At 70.8% G+C, this 19,254-nt stretch carries 17 protein-coding genes; 6 read left to right on the top strand and 11 right to left on the bottom strand.

The window, feature by feature from the left end:
* The first annotated feature begins 11 nt into the window (after nt 1-11).
* The 3 genes from TA3x_RS19005 (at nt 12) to TA3x_RS19015 (ending at nt 5,953) form a co-directional block, all read left to right on the top strand.
* A complete protein-coding gene (locus TA3x_RS19005) occupies nt 12-1,292 on the top strand; it encodes a collagen-like triple helix repeat-containing protein (protein ID WP_435016237.1) in 1,281 nt (426 codons plus the stop codon).
* A 345-nt stretch (nt 1,293-1,637) separates the two neighbouring features.
* Nucleotides 1,638-5,045, top strand: coding sequence for a S41 family peptidase (locus TA3x_RS19010; protein WP_435016238.1), 3,408 nt, complete (start codon nt 1,638-1,640; stop codon nt 5,043-5,045).
* A gap of 224 nt (nt 5,046-5,269) precedes the next feature.
* The gene (locus TA3x_RS19015) at nt 5,270-5,953 is read left to right on the top strand and encodes a hypothetical protein (RefSeq protein ID WP_435016239.1); all 684 of its coding nucleotides are present in this window, start codon (nt 5,270-5,272) and stop codon (nt 5,951-5,953) included.
* Nucleotides 5,954-6,066: 113 nt separating this feature from the next.
* On the opposite strand, the gene TA3x_RS19020 is transcribed toward TA3x_RS19015, so the two are convergent.
* Both TA3x_RS19020 and TA3x_RS19025 read right to left on the bottom strand, forming a co-directional pair.
* Nucleotides 6,067-6,294 carry a hypothetical protein gene (locus TA3x_RS19020; RefSeq protein WP_435016240.1) on the bottom strand — a complete coding sequence of 76 codons (228 nt, stop codon included), beginning with the start codon at nt 6,292-6,294 and terminating at the stop codon, nt 6,067-6,069.
* A 110-nt stretch (nt 6,295-6,404) separates the two neighbouring features.
* Complete coding sequence (locus TA3x_RS19025; protein ID WP_435016241.1) at nt 6,405-7,979, bottom strand: M28 family peptidase; 1,575 nt, start codon at nt 7,977-7,979, stop codon at nt 6,405-6,407.
* 451 nt (nt 7,980-8,430) lie between these two features.
* On the opposite strand from TA3x_RS19025, the gene TA3x_RS19030 reads away from it, so the two are divergent.
* On the top strand, nt 8,431-8,688 hold the full coding sequence (locus TA3x_RS19030) for a hypothetical protein (protein WP_435016242.1): 258 nt from the start codon (nt 8,431-8,433) through the stop codon (nt 8,686-8,688).
* A 129-nt stretch (nt 8,689-8,817) separates the two neighbouring features.
* Complete coding sequence (locus tag TA3x_RS19035) at nt 8,818-9,018, top strand: hypothetical protein (protein WP_435016243.1); 201 nt, start codon at nt 8,818-8,820, stop codon at nt 9,016-9,018.
* A gap of 73 nt (nt 9,019-9,091) precedes the next feature.
* Here the strand turns inward: TA3x_RS19035 and TA3x_RS19040 are convergent, their stop codons facing one another.
* Both TA3x_RS19040 and TA3x_RS19045 read right to left on the bottom strand, forming a co-directional pair.
* The gene (locus tag TA3x_RS19040; RefSeq protein WP_435016244.1) at nt 9,092-10,525 is read right to left on the bottom strand and encodes a DUF1501 domain-containing protein; all 1,434 of its coding nucleotides are present in this window, start codon (nt 10,523-10,525) and stop codon (nt 9,092-9,094) included.
* A gap of 5 nt (nt 10,526-10,530) precedes the next feature.
* Nucleotides 10,531-13,002, bottom strand: coding sequence for a PSD1 and planctomycete cytochrome C domain-containing protein (locus TA3x_RS19045; RefSeq protein ID WP_435016245.1), 2,472 nt, complete (start codon nt 13,000-13,002; stop codon nt 10,531-10,533).
* 144 nt (nt 13,003-13,146) lie between these two features.
* On the opposite strand from TA3x_RS19045, the gene TA3x_RS19050 reads away from it, so the two are divergent.
* A complete protein-coding gene (locus tag TA3x_RS19050) occupies nt 13,147-13,416 on the top strand; it encodes a helix-turn-helix domain-containing protein (protein ID WP_435016246.1) in 270 nt (89 codons plus the stop codon).
* A 187-nt stretch (nt 13,417-13,603) separates the two neighbouring features.
* Here the strand turns inward: TA3x_RS19050 and TA3x_RS19055 are convergent, their stop codons facing one another.
* From TA3x_RS19055 to TA3x_RS19085, 7 genes are all read right to left on the bottom strand, one after another.
* Entirely contained in the window at nt 13,604-14,122 is a 519-nt protein-coding gene (locus TA3x_RS19055) for a hypothetical protein (protein ID WP_435016247.1), read from the bottom strand.
* A 63-nt stretch (nt 14,123-14,185) separates the two neighbouring features.
* Nucleotides 14,186-14,854: an ABC transporter ATP-binding protein gene (locus TA3x_RS19060; RefSeq protein ID WP_435016248.1), complete on the bottom strand. Its 669-nt coding sequence runs from the start codon at nt 14,852-14,854 to the stop codon at nt 14,186-14,188.
* Nucleotides 14,847-15,971 (bottom strand): ABC transporter permease, encoded by a 1,125-nt coding sequence (locus TA3x_RS19065; RefSeq protein ID WP_435016249.1) that lies wholly within the window; start codon nt 15,969-15,971, stop codon nt 14,847-14,849. The genes TA3x_RS19060 and TA3x_RS19065 overlap by 8 nt, the downstream gene beginning before the upstream one ends.
* Before the next feature lie 4 nt (nt 15,972-15,975).
* Nucleotides 15,976-16,824: a class I SAM-dependent methyltransferase gene (locus tag TA3x_RS19070; protein WP_435016250.1), complete on the bottom strand. Its 849-nt coding sequence runs from the start codon at nt 16,822-16,824 to the stop codon at nt 15,976-15,978.
* Nucleotides 16,821-17,609: a class I SAM-dependent methyltransferase gene (locus TA3x_RS19075; protein ID WP_435016251.1), complete on the bottom strand. Its 789-nt coding sequence runs from the start codon at nt 17,607-17,609 to the stop codon at nt 16,821-16,823. Before TA3x_RS19075 ends, TA3x_RS19070 begins: the two co-directional genes overlap by 4 nt.
* Nucleotides 17,610-17,619: 10 nt before the next feature.
* Nucleotides 17,620-18,405 (bottom strand): SDR family NAD(P)-dependent oxidoreductase, encoded by a 786-nt coding sequence (locus tag TA3x_RS19080; protein WP_435016252.1) that lies wholly within the window; start codon nt 18,403-18,405, stop codon nt 17,620-17,622.
* Nucleotides 18,402-19,250 (bottom strand): alpha/beta fold hydrolase, encoded by an 849-nt coding sequence (locus TA3x_RS19085; protein ID WP_435016253.1) that lies wholly within the window; start codon nt 19,248-19,250, stop codon nt 18,402-18,404. Before TA3x_RS19085 ends, TA3x_RS19080 begins: the two co-directional genes overlap by 4 nt.
* Nucleotides 19,251-19,254 lie beyond the last annotated feature (4 nt).

Consider the following 19,254-nt stretch of genomic DNA (forward strand, 5'->3'; position numbering starts at 1 on the left):
GGACCGCTACGATGAAGAAGCGACCCAACGTCAAGTATCGCGCGAATTTCCAGGGCCTCCTCGAACCGCGTCTGGTTCTGAACGCGTCGAATCCGCTGGTGAAGTCGGGGCTGCTCGCGGCCGAGGTCCGCCCGTGGGAGGCGCGGCATGCCCAGGCCCAGGGCCTGCTGTCCGCCTCGGCGGCCGCCCAGGGGGATCCCGCGGCCTCGACGACCATCCCGGTCGTCTCATTCCGGGGCCGGGTCACCGGCGTGGCCAACGGCCAGATCACGCTGACGTTCCGGGTCTACGACCGCGGCCGGACCAACATCCTCTTCGAGGAGACGCAGACGGTGGTGGTCAGCCGCCGGACGTTCAAGGTCACGCTGGGCGCGGTCACGCCGGGCGGCGTCCCGCCGGATGTCTACACGACCGGCGCGGCCCGCTTCGTCACCTACACCCGCGAGGGCTCCGCTCGCATCCGGGGGACCGGGCGCCTCCAGCCGATCGGCCGGACGTACATGAACATCCCCGGCCCGAAGGGCGATCCGGGAGCCCCCGGGGCCCCCGGCGCGACGGGTGCGCAGGGCATGCCGGGGGCCACCGGCGCGACGGGTGCGCAGGGCGAGCCGGGCATCCCGGGCGCCACCGGTGCCACGGGAGCCGACGGAGCCACCGGTGCGGCGGGCGATCCGGGGGCCACCGGCGCGACGGGTGCGCAGGGCGAGACGGGCGAGCCGGGGGCCACCGGAGCCACCGGGGCCACCGGGGCGGCGGGCGAGCCGGGGGCCACGGGCGCTACGGGTGTGCAGGGAGAGCCGGGGGCCACCGGAGCCACCGGAGCCACCGGAGCCACCGGAGCAGGTGGGCTCAATGCCGGCAACGTGAAGTTCACATCGGACTCGAATACGGCCTATACGGGGATCGTGTCCGCATATACCCCCGTGGACGATGACGCTTACGCCGACACGGTCTTCACCATCCAATCGGCAGGCGACAAGATCTTCCTCATGGGCGACATCAACAACATCACGCTCACCGGCCTCGCCAGTTCGCAGTCTCTCGGCCTGGCCTTCGTCGTCGAGGTCAACGGCATCCTCCAGACGGCTCCCAACGGCATCCAGACGACCGTCGCTCTCACGAATATCGGCTCATACCAGGTTTCGTTGAGCGGCGTGATCGACGGCTTCGCGCCAGGCGACATCGTCAGGGTCTACATGGCCAATACCACGGCGATGTCGTTGGTCGGATCGACGATCAGCTTCGGGAACAGCATGTCCACGGCGATTTACATCCCTGTCCAGTCGGTATAAATCGTCCGGGCGGGATCGCGAAGGCCGAATCTCGGCCTGCTTGATGCGAGGACGCCGAGCCACGAGGGTCGGGTCGGGGGCGAATCCATCGCCCCCGACCCGATGTCTCCTTGCGCTCGCCGGATGGTGGGCGGCGTGACGGGCCTGGCACCGGGGCCTTCCGGCCTCCGGCGCTTGCGGATCGGGTGACGGGCGTCCATCATCGGTTCCCTCCGCAAGCCTTCCCGTCTCCGGACGATCCGACCCGAGATGTCGCTGATACCACTGGCCCCTCGCGTCGTCCACCCGGGCCCCTCCCCCTCCGGAGGCGGCCGCCGTCCGCACCCACCTCGAACGAGCCGACTCATGATGAGATCCGCATCCCTGGCCCTGCTCCTGTGCCTGGCCTCCGCCGGGCCGGCCCTCGCGCGCGAGGCGAAGCTCGCCCGCTACCCGCACTATCACGACGGCCAGGTCGTGTTCAGCTACCTGGGCGACCTCTGGACCGCCCGCGAGGACGGCACCGGGATCAGCCGGCTCACCGCCAACAAGGCCCGCGACGCCTACCCCCGGTTCTCGCCCGACGGCAAGTGGGTCGCCTTCTCCAGCGACCGCGAGGGGGGGCTCGACGTCCACCTGATCCCCGCCTCCGGCGGCCCGGTGAAGCGGCTGACCGTCCACTCCGCCGACGACGTGGTGCTGGGCTGGAGCCCCGACGGCAAGTCGGTCCTGTTCAGCAGCCAGCGCGGCGAGGACTTCATGGGCAAGCTCTACCTCGTGCCGGTCGAGGGCGGGATGGCCCGCAACGCCGGCCCGGACATGGGCGTGAGCGGCGGGTTCTCCCCCGACGGCACGAAGCTGGCCATCAATCGCAAGGCGCAATCCTACTGGCGCAAGTATTACCGGGGCGCCTACCAGAGCGACGTCACGGTGATGGACCTGGCCACCAAAACATTCCGGGACCTGACCGACTTCGACGGCATGGATTCGTGGCCGATGTGGGGCCGCGACGGCCGGATCTACTTCGTGTCCGACCGCGACCCCGGCGCCCAGGCCAATCTCTGGGCCGTGCCCGAAGGGGGCGGCGAGGCCGCCAAGGTCACGCAATTCACGGACGGCGACGTCCGATTCCCGTCGATCTCGTCGGACGGCAAGACGATCGTCTTCGAGCGCGACTTCGGCATCAGCAAGCTCGACGTGGCCACCGGCGCGGTCACGCCGCTCCACTTCGACATCGCCGCCGAGACCCAGGAAAGCCTCACGGAGGTGATGACCTTCGACTCCGCGGCCGACGACTACGACCTCGCCCCCAACGGCCGGCGGGTCGCCTTCGTCGTCCACGGCGAGATCTTCACCGCCCCGACCGAGGAGGGGGGCGAACTCCGCCAGATCACCGACGACGAGGCCCGCGACCAGGAAGTCGGCTACTCCCCCGACGGCAAGTGGATCACCTACATCCAGATCACCGACGACGAGGCCCGCGACCAGGAAGTCGGCTACTCCCCCGACGGCAAGTGGATCACCTACATCAGCGATCGGGACGGCCGCGAGGAGATCTACGTCGTCGCCTCCGACGGCGCCGGGGAGCCCAAACGGCTGACCGACATCGACGCCCTCAAATCTTCCTACGCCTGGTCGCCCGACGGCAAGACCCTGGCCTTCACCACCGCCGACGGCAAGCTCTACACGATGACCGCCGAGGGCAAGGACCTCAAGGAGCTGGCCGCGTCGCGGTTCGGCCCGTTCGGCCGCCCGGCCTGGTCGCCCGACGGCCGGTGGCTGGCCTACACCCGCAACGACGTGACCCGGTCCACCGACGTCTACCTGCTGCCGGCCTCGGGTGGCGAGGAGCACAAGGTCACCTACGACGCCTCCAACGAGCAGAACCCCCGGTTCTCGTCCGACGGCAAGAAGCTGTACTTCACCCGGTTCGACGGCGACGCGGGCGGCTCGGAGCGGCCCTCCGCCCAGATCTTCTGCATCCCCCTGGAGCGGATCGACAAGGATCCCGACGAGGTCGAGTCGGCGGCCACGCCCGACGCCCCGGCCGACGCCATGAACGCGGTGCGCCGCGAGCTGGCCGCCCGCAACGCCCCGCCCAGGGAGCCGAAGATCGACTGGGCCGGCCTCAAGAGGCGCACCCGCCAGGTGACCCGGGCGGGCTCGGTCCGCACCTACATCCCGGGCAACGACGGCAAGACCCTGATCTTCGTCGGCACCGAGTCGGGCGGCGGATCGATGGGCGGGCCCCCATCGATCTACACGATCCAGGACGACGGCAAGAAGCTGAACCGCGTCACGCAGGGGTCGGCCCTCACGCCCACTTCCGAGGGGGAAGGCGCCCCGCGCGGCGGGCGTCGCGGCCCGGGCGGCGGGGGGATCTCCAACCTCGCGCTGACCCGCGACGGCCGGACGCTGTTCTACCTGGAAGGCTCGACGATCAGCAGCACGCCGATCTCGGGCGGGGGTGGCTCGGCCTCGGCCGTGATCGCGATGCTCCGCCCGGGCGGGTCGGGCGGCGGGCCCGGCGCGGCGACCCCGGCCCCCGTCACCTCGTCGGGCGGCGGGCCGCGGCGGCGGATCAGCTTCAACGTGGCCGTCGAGGTCGAGAAGCCCAGGGAATGGGCCGAGATGTTCGACGACGCCTGGCGGACCATGAAGTACCGCTTCTATGACGCGAAGATGCACGGCAAGGACTGGGACGCGATGCGCGCCCGGTATCGCCCCCTGGTCGAGTCCGTCGGCGATCGCCACGAGCTGATGAACCTGATCAACGAGATGATCGGCGAGCTGAACGCCTCGCACACCGGCGCCTCGGCGGCGGGCGGCGGCAACCAGGGCGCGACGACCCGGCACCTCGGCCTGGAACTGGACGCCGACGACGCGGCCGGCCGCTACAAGGTCGCCCACGTCTACGAGGACGGCCCGGCCGACAAGGACTGGATCAAGCTCCGGGCGGGGGACTACCTCATCGCCATCGACGGGAAGCCGCTCCGGGCGGGCGACAATTACTGGAAGGCCCTGGGCCGCCGGCTCAACCCCAGGGTCGAGCTGACCGTCAATGATCGGCCCGACGAGGCCGGCGCCTGGAAGGTCAAGTACGAGCCGGTGTCGATGTCCGCCTACGCCACGCTCCGCTACGAGCGCTGGGTCAAGGGCTGCCGGGCCAAGGTCGACGAATTGTCGGGCGGCCGGGTCGGCTACCTCCACATCAAGGCGATGGACCAGCCGTCGCTGGCCCGGTTCCGCCGGGACCTGAACGAGTACCGCCACAAGGAAGCCCTGGTCATCGACCAGCGCTGGAACGGCGGCGGCAACATCGAGCAGGAACTTTTGGCGATCCTGGTCCAGCGGCCGTATCAGGTCTGGCACCCGCGCGGCACCGAGCCGACCTCGCGGCCGTCCAGCGGGTTCTTCGGGCCGAAGGTGGTGCTCCAGAACTGGCGGAGCGCCTCCAACGCCGAGATGTTCCCGGCCGGCTTCCGGGCCCTGGGCCTGGGCCGGGTGGTCGGCACCCCGACCATGGGGGCGGTGATCGGCACGGGCAGCTACACCCTGATGGACGGGTCGACGATCCGCACGCCCGGCGTGGGCGTCTACCTGGCCGACGAGGGGCACACCAACATGGAGAACGCCGGCGTGAAGCCGGACGTCTTCGTGGAGAACACCCCGGAGGACAACCTCGCCGGCCGCGACCGCCAGCTGGAGGCCGGCGTCCGCGAGGTCATGAAGGATCTCAAGGAGCCGGCATCCCCCATGATCGGCGATGAATGAACCACCCGGGCCGCCCTCCGGGTCGCGTCCGGTCGATCTCCCATGGGAGGAGGGAAACTCCCGTGGGAGGGGCGGAGACGTTGCTTCCGCGCCGGGCGATCGCTAGTCTCGTCGCGGCGGCCGGCGTGCCGGGGCGGGCCCGACCGGGTCGGATTCCGGGTTCGGTCGCATGCTGGCGTGACGATCCGCGTCGTGGAAGCGTGGCAGCGAATTGGAGCCGTGCCGTGTTCGCCGATTCGTATCGCGAGACGTTCGCATCATTCGGGATTCCGCTCGGCCGCGAAGACGCCTGCACGGAGGCCGAGATCGCGGAGGCCGAGGGCCGCCTCGCCATGAGGCTTCCTCGGTCGTTGAGGGAATATCACCTCGTCGCGGGCCGCGAGCAACGCATCAACCAATACCATAACCGATTTCTGCCGCCCGAGAAGATGTTCGCGGATTCGGGACACCTGGTGTTCATGGAAGAGAATCAACGGGTCGTCTACTGGGGGATCCCGGCCGATCGGGAGGCGAAGCCCGACGCCGCCGTCTTCCAGGGCGTGAACCGCCGGGGAGAGGCGATCGATTGGTATGAAGAGCACGAATCCTGCGCTTCATTCCTGAACGTGATGGCGATCTGGAATGCCTCGTTCGGCGGCGCCGCGGCGAACATCGCCGCGGGGCAGGTGGACGAGGCCGCGACGCGGGCGATGCTCGACGGGCACTGGAAGTTTTCGGGCGAGGTCAATGCGATGCGGGCCTACACGCAGCCCGGCCGCGCGGTCTGCTTCCTCAGGTATCACGTCGGCTTTCCCGGATCCCGAACCCCGCCGCCGTGGTGGGTGTTTGCGGCCGCCGCGAGCGCCGGGGAGTTGGATCGTCTCAAGGCTTCGCTGCCGGCGCAGTGGGAGCCGTGGGGAAACGGATGACTCGCTGCGCCCGGCATGGCCGGCCGACCCGATCGTCCGGGATCTTCGCCCGGAGCCCCGGGCCCGGCCGGCGCTCCGGGGCACCCGCCCCGGGCGTCGGGCCGCCTATGGGGTCAGCCCGTCTCTTCCTCGCCCCCTTGCCGGCGTTCGGAGTTCTTGTGGCTCTCGCCGCCCGCATTGCCGCCGCCGCTGCTGTAGCCCTGCTCGGCCACGACCCGGCGGAGGGATTCCTCCTCGGCCTGGTCCTGGCCCATGCCCTGCTTCTCCAGCTTGTCCTTGACGTGCTCGGCCCGGCGTTCCTGCTTGGGCGAGATCTTGTTGACGTTGATGTCGTCGCTCATGGCTGGCCTCCTCGCGGGATTCCGACCCGTGGCGGATCGGGATCGGCCCGCGAGGGGGCCCCAGGACAGCAAATCGAATACCGCCAACGAGCTTGCCCGCCCGGCCGCGATCACCGGCCGCGGCGGTCCTGCCAGGCCTTGAGGTACTTCGCGGCCTTGGGGTTCGAGGCGTCCCACTTCGGCTCATCCGGGTCGTCGGCGATGGCCAGCAGGGCGCGGGCGACCATGCGGTCGATCCGGGCCATGTTGGCGTAGTCGATCTTGTCCCAGTGGTCGGCGGGGCCGTGGTAGTCGGCGTACTGGTAGGCGACGCAGAGGGTGTGCGCCGGGACGCCGAGGTCGGCCAACGCCTGGTTGTCGCTGGCGCCGAAGTAGGCGTCGCTGTTGGTCGGGTGCTTGTAGACCCTGATCCCCTCGGCCTGCCCGGCGTCGGCGAGGATGGTCGAAACCTCGGAGAAGCCGAACCCGGTGAGGCTGGCCGTGGCGACCTGCGGCCCCTCGCTGCTGTCGGTGCGCCCGACCTGCTCCAGGTTCACGTCGGCGACCGTCTTGTCGACCGGGACGACCGGGTTCCGCCCGTAGTAGCGCGAGCCGAGCAGCCCCTTCTCCTCGCCGAAGAAGGTGACGAAGACCAGGCTCCGCTTGGGCCTTTCCTTGAGGGTGGCCAGGGCCGAGGCGATCTCGATCACCGAGACCGTGCCCGAGCCGTCGTCGTTGGCCCCGTTGTAGATCCGGTCGGTCCCGGCCGGGCCCCGCACGCCGACGTGGTCGTAGTGGGCGGTGACCATCACGTAGGTCTCCTTCATCGCCGGGTCCGACCCCCGGAGCAGGCCCACCACGTTGCGGATCACGACCGGACGCCGGGTCGTGGGGGCCAGCCGGATCGTGGCCGTGGCGGCCTCCGGGGCCGGGCCGGCGGGCATCGCGTCGAACAGCCGGCTCACGTCGTTGTCGTGGACGGTGGCCGACGGGACGGCCCCCCCGGGCGGAACCGGCGGGGGGGACTGGGGGTCGATCAGCCGGCCGGGGCCCAGCCCGGTGGCGGCCTCGGCGTCGCGGCCCACGTTGAGGATGAAGGCGGCGCCGGCCGCGGCCATCTTCGCCTGGAACTCGCCGATCGCCCGGATCGTCGGCCCGCGTTTGTCCCGGTCGATCCTGCGGGGGTCGGGCATCTCCACCAGGACGACCTTGCCGGCGACCTCCTCGGGCTTGAGCGCGGCCGCCGCGGCGAAGTCGACCTTCACCAGCGGGGCCCCCTTGAGATCGACCCCGGCGAACCGCGCCTGGCTGATCCGATCCTCGCGGACCCGGGCCCGGTCGGCGTCCGTCCCGACCTGGAGCACGAAGCTCGACGGGTCGGACTCCTCGATCTCCCAGCGGGCGGTCTGGAAGTAGCCGTCGTCGCCGATCGGCTCCAGGCCGGCCCGGCGGAACTGGGCGGCGATGTACTCGGCGGCCAGGTCGAGCCCGCGCGAGGGCGTGTCGCGCCCCTCCAGCAGGTCCGAGGACAGGAACGAGAGGTGCCCCTTGAGCGAGTCGGCCGAGATCCGGTCGAGCGCGGCCGACCGGGCCGGCGGCAAGGGGGCCGGGGGCGCCCCCTGGGCGACGGCCGCCCGCGGCCCCGCGACGGCGAGCAGGGCCAGGGCCGCGGCGGCCCCGGATCGGAGGCGTCCCGTTCTTCTCATGAGTCGCATCATCCCCCCATGCGGCGATTGGAATCCGGGGCGACGAGGAAGTCCCGCGCCTCGCCGAGGATTCTAACCCGGCCCGCCGTCCCGGTCGCGGCCGTAATGCCCGCCGAGGACGCGCCGGGGCAGACGGTGGACGCCGCGACGTCCTTGTCGGGCAGACTCCAGGGGATGGCCAGGCCTCCGTGATCCCAGGGTCGAACCGGCAATGGGCCAGGTCGACGGCCGGGCGGTGGCCGGCATACCGTCGGATCTCCTTGCCGGTCCGGGCGTGCCGGAGGGGGTGCGGAACCCTCAGCAGAATAGCTGCTCCTGGTAATATAGTGACGCCTGGGAGGTTCGGGTGTTTCTTGTTGACTTTGCCGTTGAATCTCCCCGAAAATACCGCGACGCGGGTCGGTCGCGTGATCGATTCGTCCCTTGAGTCCGACACTGCGGGGGAATGATGATGACAGCGAAGTACTTGTTGGTGGCGGGGTTGCTCGGCACGATCGGCTCCATCAATACGGCCCGGGTCCAGGCCCAGGTCCCGTCCAAGCAGATCCCGGCCGTCCCGACCAAGCAGACCCCGGCCCCGGTGCCGCCCCCGGTCCCGACCAAGCAGACCCCGGCCCCGGTCCCTGTGCCGGCCCCGGCCCCGGTCGTCCCGACCAAGCAGGCCCCGGTGCCGGCCCCGGCCCCGGTCCCGACCAAGCAGACTCCTTGATCCGTCGCGGCGAGGCGTTCGGGCCCCGCCGGATGATCGCGACCATCGAGGCCCGACCGGGAACCATCCCGATCGGGCTTTCGTGTTTCCCCGCGGGCGACGCGGATGAGCCCGAACGGGATGGGGATCATGCCCGGCATCTCGGCCGCCGACGCCGGCCCGACCCCTTGGATCGCGCCGGCCGGGCCGGACATCCGACGGGATCGAGATGCATCCAAGGGGCCGGCCGCCCGGCGCGGCGTCTTCACCGACGGCGTGGGCGTCATCACGGCCACCTTCCATGCCGAAGATGCCGGCGGCATGGACCCCTGGGCGGCGGCGAAGGCGTGAAAGAGGCGGCGGGAGTGCTCGACGAGCGCGCCCATCCCCGGCCCCGCTCGCGTCCCCGGCCGATCGGCCCCGATCAGGCGAGGAGCTTGGGCACGACCGCGCCGTGGACGTCGGTGAGGCGGAAGTCGCGGCCCTGGAACTTGTAGGTGAGCCGGGTGTGGTCGATCCCCATCAGGTGGAGGATCGTGGCCTGGAGGTCGTGGACGTGGACCCGGTCCTCGACCACCCGATAGCCCAGCTCGTCGGTCGTGCCCACGGTGGTGCCGGGCTTGATGCCGCCGCCGGCCATCCAGAAGCTGAAGGCGTGGGGGTGGTGGTCCCGGCCCAGGAAGACCGAGCCGTTGCGGGCCTCGTTCATCGGGGTCCGGCCGAACTCCCCGCCCCAGATCACCAGGGTCTCGTCCAGCAGCCCGGTCCGCTTGAGGTCGGCGACCAGCGCGGCGGCAGGCCGGTCCACCTCCTTGCACCGGGCGGGCAGGCCGGTCAGGATGTCGTTGTCCTGGCTGTTGCCGTGGTTGTCCCAGCCCCGGTGGTAGAGCTGGACGAACCGCACCCCGCGCTCGACCAGCCGCCGGGCGAGCAGGCAGTTGTTGGCGAAGCTGGCCTTGCCCGGCTCGGTGCCGTACATGGCGTGGACCGAGGCCGGCTCCCGGGCGATGTCGATCAGGTCCGGGGCGCTGGACTGCATCCGGAAGGCCATCTCGAAGGCGGCGATCCGGGTCGAGATCTCGGGGTCGCCGGCGTCGGCCAGGTGGTGCCGGTTCAGGTCGTTGAGGGCGTCCAAAGACCGCCGCCGGCCGGGGGCATCCATCCCCTTCGGGTTGGACAGGAACAGGACGGGGTCCCCCTGGGACCGGAACGGGACGCCCTGGAACCGGGTCGGCAGGAAGCCGCTGCTCCAGCACGACGTGCCGCCGTCGGGCTGGCCGCCCCCGGACTGGAGCACGACGAAGCCGGGCAGGTCCTCGGATTCGGACCCCAGGCCGTAGGTCAGCCAGGCCCCCATGCTGGGCCGGCCGATCTGGGTCGACCCGGTGTTCAGGAAGATCTGCGCCGGGGCATGGTTGAAGGCGTCGGTCACGCCCGACCGGACTATGGCGATGTCGTCGGCGATCTTGGCCAGGTGCGGCAGGAGCGCCGAGATCTCGGCCCCGGACTGGCCGTGCTTTTCGTACTTGTGAGGCGAGCCGAGGAGCTTGGGCGTCCCCTTGATGAACGCGAACCGCTCCCCCTTGGTGAACTCGTCGGGGATCGGCTGGCCGTTGTGCTCGACGAGCTTGGGCTTGTTGTCGAGCAGGTCGAGGTGGCTGGGCGCCCCGGCCATGAACAGGTAGATCACCCGCTTGGCCTTGGGGGCGAAGTGGGTGCCGATCGGCCCCGCCGCGTCCCCGGCGAACAGGCCCCGGTTCATCAAGGAAGCCAGGGCCAGGCCGCCGATCCCGGAGGCGGAGCGGCTGAAGAAGTGGCGCCGGGTGGTCGCCAGCAACGGGTCGCGTGCGGGTTCCATCGCGGTCACTCCTTGGAGATCGTTTCATCCAGATTCAAGAGGACGTTGGCCACCACGGTCCACGCCGCCAACTCGGGGGCCTGGGCCGGGTCGGGCTTGCTGGCGGCCGGCTCGTCGGGGGCGCCGGCCGCCATCGCCAGGGCCGCGTCGGCGTCGGCCCGGTAGTGGTCGCGCTCCCCCTCGTAGAGGGCGACGATCCGATCGACCTCGGCGGCGTCGGGCATGCGGGCCACGCAGAGGCGGAAGCCCCGCGCGGCCCTGGACCGAGGGTCGTCCCCGCCCTCGGCGACGACCCGCCGCGCCAGGGCGCGAGCGGCCTCGACGAAGGCCGGGTCGTTGAGCGTGGCCAGCGCCTGGATCGGGGTGTTGCTCCGGGGCCTCCGGGCGCACGACGCCTCGCGGCTGGGGGCGTCGAAGGCCATGAAGGTGGGGTAGGGGGCCGTCCGACGCCAGAAGGTGTACAGGCCCCGGCGGTAGCGGTCCTCGCCGGTGCTGGTCACCCATCGGTCGCTGCTGTAGATCATGGTCCAGACCCCCTCGGGCTGCGGGGGGAAGACGCTGGGGCCGCCGACCTTATGGCTCAAGAGGCCGGAGGCCGCCAGGGCGATGTCGCGGACCCCCTCGGCATCGACGCGGCCCCTCGGCCCGCGCCCCAGGAGGCGGTTGTCCGGGTCGCGGGCGATCCGCTCGGCCGACGCCTTCGAGCTTTGCCGGTAGGCGGCGCTGGTGACGATCAGGCGGTGGATCGCCTTCAGGCTCCAGCCCTGCCGGGGCAGCTCGGTCGCCAGCCAGTCGAGCAGTTCGGGGTGGGTCGGCGGTTCCCCCTGGGTGCCGAAGTCCTCGACCGTGCCGACCAGCCCCCGGCCCCAGTACTGCTCCCAGATCCGGTTGACCGCCACGCGGGCCGTCAGCGGGTGGTCGGGACGGGTGAGCCACCGGGCCAGCCCGAGCCGGTTGGTGGGCTCGCCCTCGGCCATCGCCGGGAGGATCTCCGGCACGCCCGGCGCGACCACATCCCCCGGCGACCGGAAGCTGCCCCGGACGTGGAGTCGGGTCTCGCGGGGCTTCGCCGCCTCCTGCATCACCATGGCCTGGGGGAACGACGGCTCCCGCTTCGCCAGCTCGGCGACGACCGCCTGGCGCTGCGTCAGGCCCTCGTCGGACTCGCGGTAGGCGGCGGCGATTGCCTTGGTCCTGGCCTCGTCCCGATCCGCCGCCGGGGTGTCGAGGGCGGCCCTCGCCTCGGGCTTGAGGGCGGACCTGGCCTCGGGGGTCAGCGCGGCCTCCCAGGCCTTGATGCGGCCGGCCTCGCCCTTGCGGTACTCCTTCAACTCCTGGCGCAACGCCGCCACCTGGGCCCGGATCGCGTCGCGGCGGGCGATCTCGGCGGGCGTCCCCAGGTCGATCGTCGGCTCCTCGGCCGAGTTGAAGAAGGCGTAGAAGCGGTAGAAATCCTTCTGGGGGAACGGGTCGAACTTGTGGGCGTGGCACTGGGCGCAGGCCAGGGTGGTGCCCATCCAGGCGGTGGCGGTGGTGCCCACGCGGTCGACCAGCACGGCGTCGCGGGCCTCCTCGGGGTCCACGCCCCCCTCGGTGTTGACCATCGTGTTGCGGTGGAATCCGCTGGCGATCTTCTGGGCCAGGGTCGCCCCCGGCAGGAGGTCCCCGGCCAGCTGCTCGACCGTGAACTGGTCGAAGGGCATGTCCCGGTTCAGGGCGTTGATCACCCAGTCCCGATACGGCCACATGGTCCGGATCGGGTCCTTCTCGTAGCCGTGGGTGTCCGCGTACCGGGCCAGGTCGAGCCACGGCCGCGCCCAGCGCTCGCCGAAGTGGGGCGACGCGAGCAGGCGGTCGACGACCTTCTCGTAGGCGTCCGGATTGGTATCGGCGATGAAGGCGTCGACCTCCTCGACGGTCGGCGGCAGGCCGGTCAGGTCGAGCGAGACCCGGCGGATCAGCCGGGCGCGGTCCGCCTCGGGCGAAGGCGCCAGCCCCTCGGCCTCCAGCCGTTTGGCGACGAAGGCGTCGATCGGGTTCCTCACCCACGACGGGTCGGCCACGGCGGGCGGCTCGGGCCGGACGGGTTTCTGGTAAGCCCAGTGGGTGCTGCCCGGCTCGGCCGTCGCCGGGTCGTCGGGCCAGGCGGCCCCCTGCTCGATCCAGAGGCGGATCAGGCCGATCTGCTCATCCGGCAGCCTCGGCCCCTTGGGCGGCATGGCCTTCTTGCCGTCGCGGCCTTCCAGGTGGGCCAGGATCGGGCTTTCGGCCACCTTGCCCGGCACGATCGCCTCGCCCGACAGCCCGCCTTCCAGGGCGCGCACCTTCAGGTCGAGCCGGAGGTCCCCCTCCTGCTTGTCCGGCCCGTGGCACTTCAGGCAGGCGGCGGCGAGCACCGGCCGGATCTCGGAGGCGTAGTCGACCGCGCGGCCGGCGTCGGCCGGCAGGCCCAGCAGCATCAGGCTAACGACCAGCATCGGGCGGGCCCTCGGGGCAGGGCGAGGCGGGGGATCGAGGCACGGCGGGATCGGGTGCTAATGTATCAAGCCGACGTCCGGAGCGGCAAGCCGTCACGCGGCACGGGCGGCTGAAAACAGGGCTGAAGAAAGGCGGGCATCATCATGACCTCCGAAACACGCACGCCCTACACGGATCGCTATCTCGACCTCCAGTCCGAAGTCCCGCTCCGCCCCCTCCGATCGGAGGGCGACCTGGACCGGGCGATCCGGATGGTCGACTCGCTCGTCGATCGCGAAGATCACGACCGGGACCAAAGCGACTATCTGGCGGTTCTCACCCGGCTTATCGAGGGCTACGAGGCCGAGGAGCACCCGATCCCCGCCGCGACGGATGCTGAGTTGCTACGCCACCTGATCGATGCCAAGGGGTGACCCAGGCCCAGGTGGCGAGCGGGACCAAGATGGCGGTATCTACCGTCTCCGAGATTATGGGCGGGAAGCGGGCGTTCGGCATCAAGCACGTCGCGGCCCTCTCGCGTGCCTCTTCCGCGTCAGCCCTGCGGTGTTCATCAAGGTTTGAACGGGCGTACTTCATGCGATCTTGGATATCGGCGAGCGTTTATCGGAGATTGTCGTAGACCGGCAGGGCGATGAGGCGACCGGCCGGGAGGGCCCAGAGCGAGACGTCCATGCCGAACTGGATGTCGAGTTCGTCCTGGACCAGGATCAGCGTGCAATCGGGCAGGGTCCATCCCGCGAACGAGTAGTCCCAATCGACCTGGTGATAGTGGCCGGACTGGGATGATTCGCCCAGGATGCTGGTCAGGCTTTCGTACGGGATCCGAAACATCTCGTCGAACGGTCCTCGCTCGACTTCATAATCCTCGAACCAAGCCAATGTGACGTAGGCGAATGGCGGATGTTCGCCCCCATTTACCATGACCGAGAGCGGGCACCCCTCGTCCGATTCGGCCGTCATCCTCCTGTCGAAACGCACATAACCCAACCCCGGCTCGTCATCGCGCAAGTCCCAGCCGGCGGCCTCGGCCAACGCCTTGGTCGGGGCGTAGGAGAAGCCGGAGCGGGCGATATCCCGCAGCACCGAGAGGGCGGCGTGTGATGGCGGGACGCCTTGCATGACCAAACTCCTCGGCTTTGCCGCCGGGTTGCACGATCGATCTCCCACGCGACGACCGTACCGTCACGCCCCCTCCACGATCCGGCCGTCGCGGAGGCGGACCTCGCGGTCGGCGGCGGCGGCGACCTCGTGGCTGTGGGTGACGACGACCAGGGTCAGGGAGCGTTCGCGGCGGAGCCGGGCCAGGAGGGCGAGGATGTCGGCCTGGGAGCGGCTATCGAGGTTGCCGGTCGGCTCGTCGGCCAGGATCAGGTTGGGCCCGTTGGCCAGGGCCCGCGCGATCGCCACCCTCTGGCGCTCGCCGACCGACAGCCGGCCCGGCCGGTGGTGCTTGCGGTGGCCCAGGCCGACCTCCTCCAGGAGGGCCTCGGCGCGGGCGGCGCGTTCGCGGCGAGGATAGGGGCCCTCGAACATCGGGACCTGGACGTTCTCGGCGGCCGACAGCGTGCCCAGGAGGTGGAACGACTGGAACACGAAGCCCAGCCGCAGGGCGCGGAAGGCGTCCAGGTCGAGGCTCGCCAGGGGACGGCCCTCGAAGAAGACCTCGCCGGAGGTCGGGCGATCCAGCCCGCCGAGCATCTGGAGCAGGGTCGTCTTGCCGCACCCGCTCGGGCCGGTGATCGCCACCGACTCGCCCGGGGCGATCGACAGCGACACCCCGCGCAGGGCCCGGACGTCGCCGTCGGGATAGGTCTTGGTCAGCCCCTCGGCGCGGAGCAGCGGTTCACTCATGGCGGAGGGCCTCGGTCGGGTCCAGGCTCGCGGCGCGGAGGGCCGGGTAGAGGCCGCCCAGCAGGCTCAGGCCGATCCCCATCGCGGCGCCGATGGCCAGCACCGCCGGGGGCAGGTTGGGGTCGATGAACGCCGTCGAGGTCGGCTCCTTGCTCAGGGCGAACACCCCCAGGTAGGCCAGCACCGTCCCGGCCGCCGCCCCCAAAAGGCCCAGCACCAGGGCCTCGCCCAAAATCAGCATCAGGACCCGCCGCCGCCGCCACCCCAGGGCGCGGAGCAGGCCGACCTCGCCGGTCCTTTCGAAGACCGCCATGACCATCGTGTTCAAGAGGCCGATCGAGCCCAGGATCAGGGCGACCGCCGTGGTGGCCCAGGCCATCGTCTTGGTCAGGCGGATCTGGATGTCGGCCTGGACGAAGTCGCGGGCCGGCACCGCCGCCACGCCGGGGATCGCCTTCTCGATCCGATGGGTCAGGTCGGCCACGGCGGCCGTGTCGCTGTCCGTGGAGGCCACCACGAAGCCGGTCGCCTGCCCCTGCCGGCCCATCATCCGCTGGAGTTCGGAGAGCGGCATGACGAGGCCGCCGTTCTCGAACAGGCTATCGCTCTCGAAGATGCCCGCCACCCGGAACGGCTCGCCGGCGATGGAGAGCTCGTCCCCCACGTTCTTTCCCAGGTTGAGCCGGAGGATCCGGCCCAGCAGGACCACCCGGCCGGCATCGGGCCCGAACACCTTCCCGTCGAGGACGCGGATCCCCCGGAACAGGCGGCTCCCGGCCTCCCAGCCGTTGGCCAGGACCGAGACCAGGTTCTTGTCCTCGAAGGCGACCGTATCCATCACGCTGGCGGAGACGTCGGCCACGCCCGGCACGGCGGCGATCTGCTCACGCAGGCCCATGTCGAGGTTGCTGGATAGCTGGTTGCTGATCCCGGCGCGGACCACGACGAGGTCGATCCCCTTGGCCTGGTAGATCGCCAGGAACGAGCGTTCGAACCCCCAGGCGATCCCGGTCAGGGCCATCACGGCGGCGATCCCCACCGACAGGCCCAGCACCGTGAGCGCGGTGCGGACCCGACGGTTGATCATGTTTCGGAGGATCAAGGTCGAGAAGCGCATCGGATTATCCCGGGACCTGGCCCACGAAGACGTAGCCCACGCCCATCCAGATTTTTTCGTAGCGGCAGCCGGGGAGGACCCGCTCGGCGATGGCCGGGATGTCCATCGTGCGGTAGCGCTCGACCATCTCGGTGAAGTCGTCGCCGAGGTGCATGACCCTGGAGACGATCCACCGGTCCAGGCCGGGCAGGCCGATCTTGCGGCCGATCATCCGGTCGGTCAGGTTGGGCACCTCGTCGGACACCACGATGGTCCCGCCCGGCTTCACAGCCCGGGCCATCTCGCGGAGGGCTTTCTCGGGGTCGTTGAAGTAGTTGAACGCCCCGATGCTGAGCGCCGCGTCGAACCGGCGGTCGTGCACCGGCAGGTCCTCGGCCTCGCCGAGGATGAGCGTGACGTCGCGGCCGGCCGCCCGTTTCTTGCAGGCGTCGAGCTGGGATTGGGACACGTCGATGCCGACGATCGACCAGTCCTGCGGGAGCCAGGGGAGGTAGACGCCGTCGCCGATGGCCACGTCCAGGAGCTTCAGGCCCGGGTCCTTGGGCAGGTGCCGGAGGACCTTGTTGCGCGACCGGCGCTCGCCGCCGTTGCAGGCGAAGGTGAACCACTCCCAGAACCGGAACTTGGGCCAGAGCGGGCTGTTGTAGAAGTCGCTGGCGACCTTGTTGTTGGCCGAGACGACGGGGTGCGAGGCCACGACCCCGTCGGAAATCGCATAGGCGTGGCCGCACGCCCCGCAAAGCAGTTGGGAGGCGTTCCCCTCGGCGTGCATGGTCCCGTTGCAGCGGATGCACCGCCACAGGTCGGGGTCGTGGAGCCGGTCGGTCGAGGGTCGGGGCTCGGTCGCCATCATCGGGGGTCTCCCGCAAGAAGAGGGTCGTTGATCCGGACGAAGCAGTACCCCAGCCCGCCCCAGATCCGGTGCCGGGCCGCATCCGGCCAGGCCTCGCGGATCGTGGCGTCCGGGTCGAGTCGGCAGTCGAGCACCATCGCGGCGAAGTCGCGGTCCAGCCCCAGCCGGCGGAGCCACCAGGCGTCCACGGCCGGAACGCCCAGCAGGTGGCCGATCCCGTACCGCTGGAGGGTCGGGATCTCGTCGGCCACCACCATCACCCCGCCGGGTTTGGTGACGCGGGCCATCTCGCGGAGGGCGGCCGAATGGTCGCGGAAGTAGTTGAACCCGCCCAGCGTCCAGCAGGCGTCGAAGGAAGCGTCCGCGAACGGAAGGTCCTCGCTTTCGGCCAGGGCGAGCCGCCCGGACGTTCCGGGGTGGCGTCGGAGGCAGTCGCCAAGTTGCACGCGGGAGATGTCGACGCCGAAGGCGGTCCAGTCCCCCGGGATCAGCCTGAGGTTCGCGCCGTCGCCGATGCCTACCTCCAGCACGCGGCCCCCCGCCGGGGCGGCCAGGTGCCGGAGGATCTGCCGGCGCGCCCGCGCCTCGCCCCCCTGGACCCGGAGGAACATCCGCTCCCAGAACCGGAAGCGGGCCCAGCCCGGCCCGTCGTAGAAGCTGGCCGCGACCCGGTTCCGACCCGACAACGGCCCCATCGCCTCGACGATCCCGCCCCGCTCCGGGAAGGAGCGGCCGGGGAGCGCCACGGCGGCGAAATCGGATAAGGGCGTGTGCTGGGTCATCATCGGGCCGCCCTCAGAAGTCGGTGGTGAGGGCCCGGGGGCCGGCGCGGTCCATCATCCAGTCGAACCAGCGGTCGGGGACGTGCTTGAGGAACGCCATGCCGACCGCCGTGCTCATGGGGAAGACGCAGTTGCGCGGCCTTTTGAAGACGGCGCGGGCCAGGTGGCGGCCGGCCTGCTCGGGCTCCATCATCGCCACCGGTTTGCGGAACGGGGTGTCCTGGGTGATCGCCGTGCGGACGAACCCCGGGCAGGCGGTGGTGATGGTGACGCCCCGCCGTCGCAGGGCCGGCCGCAGGCCTTCGAGGTAGGCGGACAGCGCCGCCTTGGACGCCGAATACGCCACCATCCAGGGGAGCCCGCGATAGCCGGCCACGCTGGAGACGCCGACGATGTGGCCCCGCTTCCGTTCGATCATCCCGGGCAGGACCGCCTCCATGGCGTTGGCCACGCCCACCACGTTGACGTCGAGCATCGCCCGCAGCCCGGCCACGTCGAGGTCGGGCGGCAGCGGGGACAGCCCGCCGATCCCGGCGCAGGCCAGCAGGGCATCGATCGGGCCGACGAGCCGTTCCAGGTCGACCACGGCCGCCTTCACCGCCGGGCCGTCGGTCACGTCCACGGCGATCTCGGCCACGGTCGCCCCGGTTTCGCGGAGCTGCGCGGCGGTCTCGGCGAGGGGGCCTTCGATGCGGTCGAGCAGGGCGAGCCGGCAGCCTTTGGCGGCCAGGGCGAGCGCGGCCCCCTTGCCGATGCCCCGGGCCGCTCCGGTGATGAGGACGGTCGGCGGGGTGGTCATCGGGCGGGCTCCGCCGGGGTGGGGGCTTCCAGGAACTCCCGCAGGGCCTGGAGGAATCCCTCGGGGTTCTCCTCCGGGGCGCGATGCTGGGCGTCGGGCACCAGGACCGAGCGGCAGTTCGGCAGGTGCTCGACCAGGTACTGGGCCGTGGACAGGAACGGGGAGTGCTCGCCGTAGAGGGCCAGGGTCGGCTGGCGGACGCCCCGGATCAGGTCTTCGGTCAAGCCGGCCTCGACCTTGGAGTCATCCCCGCAGGTGGTCCCGCCCAGGCGCAGCAGTCGGTTCATGGCGGGCAGGCCGACCGCCTGGCGGAACTGGAGCAGCCGGTCGCCGTCCAGCCCCTGGACCTGATCGAAGAACTTGCCCAGGTCGTACCAGTGCTCGCTGGACAGGTTCACCCCGGCGTCGGCCGCCTCCTTGTGGAACGCCTGCCAGTGGCCCCACCGGCTCAGGTCTTCCAGGTGCCGCAGCGCGGGGAAATACGGGTCGGACACGACCAGGGACTCGACCCGGTCGGGTGCCAGGACCGTGGTGTGCAACGCCACCACGGCGCCGAAGCTGTGGCCGACGAGCTTGGCCCGGTCGATCCCGTAGTGGTCCATGATCGCCAGGACGTCGGCGGCGTGGTCGGCCGAGGTGTAGCCGGTCTTGGGGGCGTCGCTGTAGCCGTGGCCGCGGAGGTCGAAGGCGGTGACGCGGTGGGTCTTCGCCAGCTCCTGCATGGCCCGGCAGAGGAACCAGATCGACAGGTCGCCGGTCACGCCGTGGATCAGGACGACGTCCGGCCCGGCGTCGCCGGCCCTCTGGACGTGGAGCGTCAGTCCGTTGACCGCGATCTTGGGCATGAAA

Source organism: Tundrisphaera macrotermitis (assembly GCF_051175315.1).
Classification (GTDB): Bacteria; Planctomycetota; Planctomycetia; order Isosphaerales; family Isosphaeraceae; genus Tundrisphaera.

What these genes read in the sequence shown, in the direction of transcription:
- TA3x_RS19070 (WP_435016250.1), bottom strand. Translation starts at nt 16,824, where the DNA reads ATGATGGCGACCGAGCCCCGACCCTCGACCGACCGGCTCCACGACCCC.
- TA3x_RS19055 (WP_435016247.1), bottom strand. Translation starts at nt 14,122, where the DNA reads ATGCAAGGCGTCCCGCCATCACACGCCGCCCTCTCGGTGCTGCGGGAT.
- TA3x_RS19045 (WP_435016245.1), bottom strand. Translation starts at nt 13,002, where the DNA reads ATGCTGGTCGTTAGCCTGATGCTGCTGGGCCTGCCGGCCGACGCCGGC.
- TA3x_RS19005 (WP_435016237.1), top strand. Translation starts at nt 12, where the DNA reads ATGAAGAAGCGACCCAACGTCAAGTATCGCGCGAATTTCCAGGGCCTC.
- TA3x_RS19060 (WP_435016248.1), bottom strand. Translation starts at nt 14,854, where the DNA reads ATGAGTGAACCGCTGCTCCGCGCCGAGGGGCTGACCAAGACCTATCCC.
- TA3x_RS19010 (WP_435016238.1), top strand. Translation starts at nt 1,638, where the DNA reads ATGATGAGATCCGCATCCCTGGCCCTGCTCCTGTGCCTGGCCTCCGCC.
- TA3x_RS19035 (WP_435016243.1), top strand. Translation starts at nt 8,818, where the DNA reads ATGCCCGGCATCTCGGCCGCCGACGCCGGCCCGACCCCTTGGATCGCG.
- TA3x_RS19050 (WP_435016246.1), top strand. Translation starts at nt 13,147, where the DNA reads ATGACCTCCGAAACACGCACGCCCTACACGGATCGCTATCTCGACCTC.
- TA3x_RS19040 (WP_435016244.1), bottom strand. Translation starts at nt 10,525, where the DNA reads ATGGAACCCGCACGCGACCCGTTGCTGGCGACCACCCGGCGCCACTTC.
- TA3x_RS19030 (WP_435016242.1), top strand. Translation starts at nt 8,431, where the DNA reads ATGACAGCGAAGTACTTGTTGGTGGCGGGGTTGCTCGGCACGATCGGC.
- TA3x_RS19085 (WP_435016253.1), bottom strand. Translation starts at nt 19,250, where the DNA reads ATGCCCAAGATCGCGGTCAACGGACTGACGCTCCACGTCCAGAGGGCC.
- TA3x_RS19075 (WP_435016251.1), bottom strand. Translation starts at nt 17,609, where the DNA reads ATGATGACCCAGCACACGCCCTTATCCGATTTCGCCGCCGTGGCGCTC.
- TA3x_RS19080 (WP_435016252.1), bottom strand. Translation starts at nt 18,405, where the DNA reads ATGACCACCCCGCCGACCGTCCTCATCACCGGAGCGGCCCGGGGCATC.
- TA3x_RS19020 (WP_435016240.1), bottom strand. Translation starts at nt 6,294, where the DNA reads ATGAGCGACGACATCAACGTCAACAAGATCTCGCCCAAGCAGGAACGC.
- TA3x_RS19025 (WP_435016241.1), bottom strand. Translation starts at nt 7,979, where the DNA reads ATGAGAAGAACGGGACGCCTCCGATCCGGGGCCGCCGCGGCCCTGGCC.
- TA3x_RS19065 (WP_435016249.1), bottom strand. Translation starts at nt 15,971, where the DNA reads ATGCGCTTCTCGACCTTGATCCTCCGAAACATGATCAACCGTCGGGTC.